This window comes from Catenulispora pinisilvae (assembly GCF_015356865.1).
Taxonomy (GTDB): domain Bacteria; phylum Actinomycetota; class Actinomycetes; order Streptomycetales; family Catenulisporaceae; genus Catenulispora; species Catenulispora pinisilvae.
This window is the reverse complement of record NZ_JAAFZA010000341.1, coordinates 1-8,961: the sequence shown is the minus strand read 5'-3', so window position 1 is coordinate 8,961 and position 8,961 is coordinate 1. Positions and strand designations below refer to the sequence as shown.

Below are 8,961 nucleotides of genomic sequence, written 5' to 3'. Positions count from 1 at the left end.
TACAGTGCCGGTTCTCGGGAGTCAAGTTCGCGCTGTACGTAGCCGCCACCTCCACGCCTGACCGCAAGGGCGCGGACTTTACTCCCGGGGTTCGGCGCTGTACCCCTTGGGGCTGACGACGCGACCGTGGGGAACGGACCGCACCACCTCAGGGACCGCCGCCGCAGGGCCCTGACCGGACCACCCTATGGAACCGCGCCAGTTCCCCGAGGGAGCCGAGAGCCCCCGCCGGAGGCGCCGGGCTCTTCACCATAGCTCTTGACCTTGACTGTGCCGTTGATCTTGCTTGTGATCTGGTTCTTGATCTTGCTGTTGATCTGGTTCTTGATCTTGCTGTTGATCTGGTTCTTGTTCCAACTTGCTGGAGTGGAAGAGGCCTGAGATGCGGCGGGGTTGTGAACGCGTAAACCGGCAGCCGACAAACACACTCGCCGACCCGAACCCCGAACCGGCACAACCATGACCGAAGGCCGTAAAAAGCTTCTAAACCCACAACCCAACCGCAACCCGGCCAGCAAACTCCAGCCCCCAAAAAAAGCCCGAACCCCGAACCCCGAACAGCCCCCATGACCATGCGCACATTAGTACCCGAGCACGCCCTGACGCACGATTCAAACCTGCGCAAGCACCGCATCCAGCGGATAAGGCACCCGATCCAACGGCACCGTCTCCGCCAGCAGCCGAGCCCAGCGCTCCTTGCCCCCAGACCGGCCGCCCATCATCCGCCGCAGCTGGTGGACCAGGGTCTTGTCCCGCATCGCCGGCTGGCGCTGGAGCGTGCGGAAGGAGCGCTCCTCGCCCTCGGCCGCGACCAGGGCCAGTACCTGCTCGGCGCCGACGGCTCGGATGAGTTCGTCCTCCAGGTCGGTGCGGCACACGAAGAAGCCGAACTCCTCCAAGTCCTCTGTCTTCGGCCCGGGTGCCAGGCCGGCGCGCTCCAGGCCTAGCCGGAAGAAACGTTCCTCGGCCTCGTCGAACAGGCCGGCCAGCTTCAGGGCGCGGCCCTGGGGGCCGTAGTCGTGCAGGTACCGGGCGGCGTTCGTGGCGCCGTCCATCGCGAGCACCTCGACTCCCTCGGCGGCCAGGTCGCGATTCCGGCGCCGGGCCAGCGCGTGCAGGGCCGCCTGGTCGCTCACTCCCTCGACGAGGATGGCCGCGCGCATGGGTCGAGGATAGATCAGCGGCCGGTCAGATGCTGAGGATAAGCGCCAGAGGCAGCAGCACCAGCGCCAGGACCAGCAGGAGGTAACCGCTGAACACTGCGGCGTATCCGAGCAGGTAGCGCAGTGGATGTTCGGGGAGGCCCGACTCGAAGTCGGCGTCCACCACGTCGCCGAACATCGCCCCCAGCACCGCCGCCACGACCAGGCTCGCGCCGACGAATCCCAGTACCGCGCCGCGCAGGTCCCCGGCGGCGCCGTCCGGTCCCCACCCCGACGCCCAGTACAGGGCCCAGGCGCCGGCCCCGGCCGCCGGGGGTCCGCCGTACAGCGCGGTCATGTGGACCACCGACTGCATGTTCTGCCGCGACATCGCTGACAGCGCACGTTTCATGCGGGCCACCGTACGTTCCGGCGACGCGCGGGGGATCGGGGGGCTCACGTCATCGGCTACGTATTCGCCGGTTGATACATTCCTGATCGACGTATCCGACGCGTTCGACGCGTTCGAGGAATCGAGCAATCGACGCAATCCGGCCTCTGGACGATCCGCCGCCGCGGATCGAAGCTCTAAGAAACACACCTATCCCAGGAGTCGCACATGTTCCCCATGGGCCTGGTCATCCTCATCGCCGCCGTCATCGCGGTCGCGCTGGTGTTCATCTGCCTGATCGACGCGCGATCGGATCGTTAGCCCCGCCGGTTCGCCCGCGGGTTCAGCCGCACGAAAGCGTCCCAGTACGTCGCCGGGAACAGCCGCGCCAGCAGGTCCGGCACCCGCGCCGACATCGCGATCAGGACCCGGCCACGGCGCCGCCGCACGCCCTCGATGATCCGGGCGGCGGCCCGGTCGGCCGGGTACGTCAGGACCTTGTTGAAGGCGCGCATCGCCTGCTCGCTGCGCTCCTGGTCGGCGCCGGAGGCCACGCGCGCGTCCAGCGCGATGCGGGTCTTGATGCCGCCGGGGTGGACGCAGGTCACGCCGACCTCGCCGGCCAGCTCGTGCCGCAGCGCCTCGGTGAAGCCGCGCAACGCGAACTTGCTGGCCGAGTAGGCGCTCTGGCCGGGCGGGGCGATCAGGCCGAACAGGCTGGAGGTGTTTACGATGTGGCTGCCGGCCGACTCCCGCAGCCGGGGCAGCAGGGCACGTGTCAGGGCGACCGGCGCGGCGAAGTTGACCGCCATCACCCAGTCGGACTCCTCCGCCGAGGTCTGCGCGAAAGTCCCGGCCAGCGCCACACCGGCGTTGTTGATCAGTAGGTTGACGACCGGTTCGGCGTCCATGATCTCGGCGGCCAGCTTGGCGACCGCGTCGGCGTCGGACAGGTCGGCGACCAGAGTGCGCACCCTGATTTCGGGACGGCGCCTGGTCACGGTCTGCGCGACGGTCGCCAGCCGCTCGGCGTCCCGGTCCACCAGCACCAGGTGCGTGCCCTTGAGCGCGAGGCCGTAGGCCAGCTGCTCCCCCATGCCGCCGGCCGCGCCGGTGACCACCGCGACCGCTCCGTTGAAGCGGAAGGGTGCGAGTCTCGGCGTGGCACGCGCAGCCCCCGCAGCGCCCTCAGTACCCGCGGTACCCGCAGCACCCTCGGGACCCTCAGTACCCGCAGCGCCCTCAGCCATCAGAACCCACCTTCGCCTTGTCCCGCCGCGTAGGGCGCAACGTCCGATCCAGATCCGTCCGCATCGTGGAGGTGGCGTCCAGAATGTAGTTCTGCCGCACCCGCCACGGGCTGCGGTGCCCGGCCCGCGGGAAGTCCTGGATCGAGCGCTGGATATACCCCGAGCTCAGCGTCAGCAGCGGCCGCTCGCGCAACGTCCCGTCCGGCACCGGCACGACCGAGGAGTACCCGCGCTCCGTCATATAGTTCAGCACCTTGCACACCAGCCGCGACGTCAGGTCCCCGCGCAGCGTCCACGAGGCGTTGGTGTAGCCGATGCAGACCGCGAAGTTGGGGATCCCGCTGACCATCGCCCCGCGCCACACGAACTGCTCGGCCAGCGGCACCTCGGCGCCGTCGACCCGCGGTGCGATCCCGCCGAAGGCCAGCAGCCGCAGCCCGGTCGCGGTGACCACCACGTCCGCCTCCAGCACCTTGCCCGACTTCAGCCGGATCCCCTCCGGCACGAACGTCTCGATGTGATCCGTGACCACCTCCGCCTTCCCGCCTCGCAGCGCCCGGAAGAAGTCGGCGTCCGGAGCCGCGCACACCCGCTGCTCCCACGGGTTGTAGCTCGGCGTGAAATGCTCGCGCACCATCGCCTCGTCCTTCACCGCCCGCTGGGTGAGCTTGATGAACACCTTGCGCGCGGCCTCGGGCCGGCGGGCGCAGAAGTGGTTCACCGCCACCGTCAAGGCGATGTTCTTCGCCCGGATGATCCGGTGCGCGGCCTTCGGCGGCAGCACCGCGCGCAGCCGGTCGGCCAGCTTGTCCCGGCTCGGCAGCGCGGCGATCCAGCTCGGCGAGCGCTGGAGCATGGTGACGTGCTCGGCCTGCCGCACCAGCGACGGCACCAGCGTGACGGCGGTCGCGCCGCTGCCGATGATGACGACGCGCTTGCCGGCGTAGTCCAGATCCTGCGGCCAGAACTGCGGGTGCACGACCGTGCCCCGGTAGTCCTCGACGCCGGGGAAGTCGGGCGTGTAGCCGCTGTCGTAGTCGTAGTACCCGGCGCAGGAGTAGAGGAAGTCGCAGGTCATCGTGCGGCGCTCGAGCGTACCCTGCTCGCACGTCTGCTCGACGGTGACGGTCCACCGCGCCTGCGCACTGGACCAGTCGGCGGCCACCACCTTGGTCCGGAACCGTATCTTGTCCTCGATCCGGTACCGCTTCGCGGTCGTCCGGATGTACTCCAAGACGGTGTCCCCGGCGGCGATGGACTTCGACTCGCGCCACGGCCGGAACGAGTATCCCAGCGTGTACATGTCGGAGTCCGACCGCACGCCGGGATACCGGAACAGGTCCCACGTCCCGCCGATCGCGGCCCGCGCCTCCAGGATCACGTAACTGCGCCCCGGGCTTTCGGTCTGTAGCCGATACCCGGCCCCGATCCCGGACAGGCCCGCGCCGACCACGACCACGTCGAAGTGCTCCATGGCCCTCAGTGTGGCCGACATGGCTTTACGCGGCAAGGGTTGGTGTAAAGAAAATATCAGCCGACCAGCGCGGACGCGGTCAGTGCAGATAGCCCGGTCTTTACAGCTAGTCCGATCTTTACGGCTAGTCCGATCTTTACGGCTAGTCCGATCTTTACGGCTAGCCCGGTCTTGGCAGCTAGCCGAGGTGCCGGCCGTGCAGGTGGTGCTTGCGGATGTGCGCGATGGTCCGATGGCGGCGGATTTTGCCATGCCGTCGCCGGTTCTTCTGCTTCTGGTTCACGGACGTCCCCTTTCGCAGAGTTCGAATGACTCGAACTTAGTCACGGGACGTGCACAGTCAATACCTGTGCGAGATCAAGCTGAGCTGGATGTCACCGGTCGGCGCCGCCCAACACCGGATCCACCGAGGCCACCACCGCCACCACGTCGGCGAGCATCCCGCCCTCGGCCATCGCCGGGACCGCCGCCAGATGCGTGAACGAGGGATCGCGCAGATGCACGCGGAACGGCCGGGTCCCGCCGTCGCTGACCACATGCGCGCCGAGCTCGCCGCGCGGGGACTCCACGGCCGAGTACACCTGCCCGGCCGGCACCGCGAAGCCCTCGGTCACCAGCTTGAAGTGGTGGATCAGCGCTTCCATCGACTGCGCCATGATGTGCCGCACCCACTCCTCGGAGTTCCCGAGGCCGTCGGCGGACCCCAGGGCCAGCCGCGCCGGCCAGGCGATCTTCGGGTCGGCGAGCATCACCGGGCCGGGCTCCAGCCGGTCCAGGGCCTGGTCGATGATGCGCAGCGACTCGGCCATCTCGTGCAGCCGCACCACGTAGCGGCTGTAGGCGTCGCACCCGGTCTCGGTCGGCACGTCGAACTCGTACGTGTCATAACCCAGATACGGCTCCGCCTTGCGCAGATCGTGCGGCAGCCCGGTGGCCCGCAGCATCGGGCCGGTGACGCCCAAGGCCATACAGCCGGCCAGATCCAGATACCCGACACCCTTGGTCCGGCCCAGGAACACCGGGTTGCTGTTCAACAGGCGCTCGTAGTCGCGCAGCCGCTTGGGGAACTCGGCGATCAGGGTCCTGATGTCCTCGACGACCCCGTCCGGCAGATCCTGCGCCAGCCCGCCGGGCCGCACGTAGGCGTGGTTCATCCGGTTGCCGGTGATCGCCTCCAGGATGTCCAGGATCGGCTCCCGGTCCCGGAAACCATTGGTCATCACCGTCAGCGCGCCCAGTTCCATGCCGCCGGTCGCGAGCGCCACCAGGTGCGAGGAGATCCGGTTCAGCTCCATCAGCAGGACCCTGATGACCTCGGCGCGCGGCGGCACGTCCGCCTCGACGCCGAGCAGCGCCTCGACCGCGCGGCAGTACACGGTCTCGTTGAACAGCGGCATCAGGTAGTCGGCGCGGGTCAGGAACGTCACCGCCTGGGTCCAGTTCCGGTACTCCAGGTTCTTCTCGATCCCGGTGTGCAGGTATCCGATCCCGCACCGGGCCTCGATGACGCTCTCGCCCTCGATCTCCAGGATCAGCCGCAGCACCCCGTGCGTGGAGGGGTGCTGCGGCCCCATGTTGACGATCAGCCGGTCCTCGCCGCCCGGCCCGGCCCCCGGCTGGCGTTCGGCGTCGCGCAGGACTTCGTCCCAGTCGTACACATGGGGGATTTGTCCTCATTCGGAACAGCGAAACGGCTAGACCTGGTCCGGCGCGGCGCCGCTTCGAACGTCGCAGGTCGGTCCGGGTGCGGCCGGTGCCCTGAATGGGCGATCACCGTACGCGGTATGCCGGGCGCCCGATCGCGAAGGCGTCGCTTTCGCGCGTATATTCGAATACGTTGGACCGTAGCCGGGCGTCCTGCAGGTACTGCCCGGCAGCGCCGATTCGGGCGGGGCGCAGGGTTTGCGCGGTCGTTCTCGCGTCGGGGCACGGCGGTCGGCTGCCGGGGTTCCCGGGACGGTCGGCCGCCGCTTCGCAGGCCCCTGAGGGTGTTCCCGCGACGCCGGCGGCTTCGGACGTCAGCAGACCGGGCCGAGCGTGGCGCCGGGCTTGAAGTTGGCCAGGGACTGCCAGGCCGGAGTGTTGGTGCCGTCGATGCGGCCGTAGACCCAGGTGTTGCCGTAGCCGTTGATGGCGTGGCACCAGATGTACATGTGCTGACCGCTGGTGAAGGAACCGGCGCTGGCGCAGGCCGCGTAGGGACCGGAGCGCATGGTGAAGGTGCCGGTGTTGGCGGTGCCGCTGCCGTCCTGCGCCACGACGTGCGTGGTGTGCCAGCCGGTGCACCCCATGTTGGCCTTGCTGGTGCTGACCGGCGGCTTCGGCGGCGTGGTGCTCGTGCTCGGCTTCGGCGGCGCGGGGGTGGACGCCACGGGAGTGGACGGCACCGGCGGCGCGACGGACGTCGAACCGACCACCGGCGGCGCCGAGGTCGCCGGCGCCCCCGGATTCGAGCCCTGATTCCCCGGCCCGCTACTGGCCGGCCCGAAGTTACCGGCGGCGCTGGTACTCGCCGCGCTGCTCGCGGCCCCGGCGTTGACGTCCTGGCCGTCGGGACGGGAGGTGGAACCCGCGAGCGGCTGGCCGCCGTCGCGCGCGCCGCCGGTGGGATCGCCGGCGCCGGGGGCGAAGCCGGAGTGGGTGTCGGCAGAGCTGGCCGTGGAGGAGGAACCCTGCGCCAGCGAGATCGCGCCGATCGCCACCGCCATTGCGGCCGCGGCGCTGGCGCCGATGATGACGCCACGGCGGCGGCCGGATTCCTGCGGTTCAGGAGCGGATGGGGCCGGCGAGACGTCGTCGGCGGAGGGCTGTCGCGCTAGTGGTATCGGCCACATCGAGGCTGGCGGCTGGGGCTGGGACTGGGACTGGGACTGGCTCCAGGGCTGCGATTGGGACTGCGACTCGGACTGCGGCATGTAAGGCATCGACGACGCCGGCGGTATCTGGGCACCCGGCGAGCTCTGCGACGGCACTGCTGGCTGCGCTGGTGCGGCCGGCGGCATCTGCGGCTGCTGCGGTGCTGATAGCGCGGGAGTCGCCGACTGCATCGCCTGCGCTGAAGCAAGCGGCGGCATCTGCGGCTGCGGCGCCTTCGGCTGCTGCTGCGGTGCTGATCGCGCTGGCGCGCTTGGTATCTGCGGCTCCGCCCCGACCCGCGGTATCGGCTGCGTGTGCTGCATCTCCGGCGCCGCCTCGACCCGCGGTATCCGCTGCGTCGGCTCCCCGGCGTCCAGCCTCGGCTCTCCGCCGTCCGGCTTCGGTTCCCTGCCGTCCGGCTTCGACTCCCCGCCATCCGGCGTCCGCGTCCGCGGCGCGAACCCCGGCGTCCGCGCGGGGATCGCCTGGACCTCCGGCGAGACCGGCCGGGTCGAGGCCAGGAACGGGTTGCTCGGATACAGCGTCGGCGAGGTCGTCGGCGATCCGCTGTATTCCCGTGCCGTCAGCGGCGGCAGCCCTATCGACGTGCCCTCTTTCCGCACGCCCTCCTCGGGTATCGACTCGTTCGGCCCGTCCGTCACAACCCACTCCCCAGTCCGCCTCGCGGCAAAAGCTGGCTGGAGTCTAGTCCTCCGGCGCCGGGCCCGAGCCCCGCGCGTGACAAGTGCTGAGCAATGGGCTCAGCTCGCGGTCCACTCGACCTCGGGCGGCAGCACGCGCGCCGTGAGGGGCTGGCCCTTGGCGTTGGTCAGGCCCATCCGGGCCCGGAGCGTCCCGGAGGCGATGCCGGCCTCGAACACGTCCTGCGGGATGCCGGACAGCATCAGCTTCGAGCGGCAGTACATCGTGTAGTCGCCGTCCTCGCCGATCCGGTTCCACGACAGGTATACGAAGCGCCCGCCGATCCCGTCCTGCACGTGCCGGCCACGCAGTGTGCGCTCCCCTTGCTTGTTCGTGAACGGCTCGACCGTCAGCTCCCACACCGCCCCGGCGGCGTCCCCGCGCACCGGGTCCAGCAGCTCCTTCGGCTTGTCCCTGACCTGGACGGCTACCACGATCCCCGGCAGGCCCGGCAGATCACGTCCTTCGATGCGCAGCAACATGTGACAAGGCTCGCACGCCTGAACCCGCCCGCATCCCGGTCACAGGCGCCTTTCACCGCCGCGCGCTGCGTATCCTTTTTCGGTGAACGTTCGAATGGCGGGGGCGGGGCGATGACGATCTCCGAAGTCCGGCAGGCGGCCGACGACCACACGGTCGAGTCCTGGCACCGCCGTGAACCCGCGCTCCCGGCGGTGGCCGTCCTCGGCATCGGCCCGGTCGCGGCCGCCCTGACCGAGGCGGCGCACGCGCTGCTGGCCGACGGCGCCAAGCTGCACCTGGTCGCCGATCCCGAGTACCTGGTCGTCCTCGGCGAGGAGACGGCGCTGCCCTGGGTGGACGGCGCCCGCTACCTCGGCTGGGACGGCAACGCCCTGACCCTCACCACGCACCGGGTGCTGCCGACCGCCGACCTGTGGCGCGAGGCCGCATTGACGGCGGCCGGGGCGGACGCGGCGTCGCTGGTGATCGTGCTGCCGGACCAGGTGCTGATAGCTGCCGGGAACGACGCCGATCATGCGGATCGTGCGAGCCATGCGGATCGTGCCGGCCATACGGGCGATACGGGCCATGCGAGCCATGCCGGCCATGCGGACCAGCAGGCGCCGACGCCCGGCGAGACCCGCCATAGCTCGTAACCCGCCCGCCTACTCAGCCCACAGAACC

General features: G+C 69.8%; 8 protein-coding genes. 1 reads left to right on the top strand and 7 read right to left on the bottom strand.

All coding sequences use genetic code 11. From position 1 onward, the window contains the following. Window positions 1–611 precede the first annotated feature (611 nt). The 7 genes from IZR01_RS45815 to IZR01_RS45785 form a co-directional block, all read right to left on the bottom strand. Window positions 612–1,163: a TOPRIM nucleotidyl transferase/hydrolase domain-containing protein gene (locus IZR01_RS45815; RefSeq protein WP_194898707.1), complete on the bottom strand. Its 552-nt coding sequence runs from the start codon at window positions 1,161–1,163 to the stop codon at window positions 612–614. 25 nt (window positions 1,164–1,188) lie between these two features. Next, a complete protein-coding gene (locus IZR01_RS45810) occupies window positions 1,189–1,554 on the bottom strand; it encodes a hypothetical protein (RefSeq protein WP_194927486.1) in 366 nt (121 codons plus the stop codon). Between the two features lie 296 nt (window positions 1,555–1,850). Then, entirely contained in the window at window positions 1,851–2,783 is a 933-nt protein-coding gene (locus tag IZR01_RS45805) for an SDR family NAD(P)-dependent oxidoreductase (protein ID WP_228561320.1), read from the bottom strand. Then, on the bottom strand, window positions 2,776–4,278 hold the full coding sequence (locus IZR01_RS45800) for a flavin-containing monooxygenase (RefSeq protein WP_194927485.1): 1,503 nt from the start codon (window positions 4,276–4,278) through the stop codon (window positions 2,776–2,778). Before IZR01_RS45800 ends, IZR01_RS45805 begins: the two co-directional genes overlap by 8 nt. A gap of 353 nt (window positions 4,279–4,631) precedes the next feature. Next, complete coding sequence (locus IZR01_RS45795) at window positions 4,632–5,915, bottom strand: NADH-quinone oxidoreductase subunit D (RefSeq protein ID WP_194927484.1); 1,284 nt, start codon at window positions 5,913–5,915, stop codon at window positions 4,632–4,634. 360 nt (window positions 5,916–6,275) lie between these two features. Further along, complete coding sequence (locus tag IZR01_RS45790) at window positions 6,276–7,775, bottom strand: hypothetical protein (RefSeq protein WP_194927483.1); 1,500 nt, start codon at window positions 7,773–7,775, stop codon at window positions 6,276–6,278. Window positions 7,776–7,874: 99 nt separating this feature from the next. Continuing rightward, the gene (locus IZR01_RS45785) at window positions 7,875–8,297 is read right to left on the bottom strand and encodes a DUF5990 family protein (protein ID WP_194898713.1); all 423 of its coding nucleotides are present in this window, start codon (window positions 8,295–8,297) and stop codon (window positions 7,875–7,877) included. Between the two features lie 111 nt (window positions 8,298–8,408). Here IZR01_RS45785 and IZR01_RS45780 point away from each other — a divergent pair, with 111 nt between their 5' ends. Then, on the top strand, window positions 8,409–8,933 hold the full coding sequence (locus IZR01_RS45780; RefSeq protein ID WP_194898714.1) for a bpX5 domain-containing protein: 525 nt from the start codon (window positions 8,409–8,411) through the stop codon (window positions 8,931–8,933). Window positions 8,934–8,961: the final 28 nt, after the last annotated feature.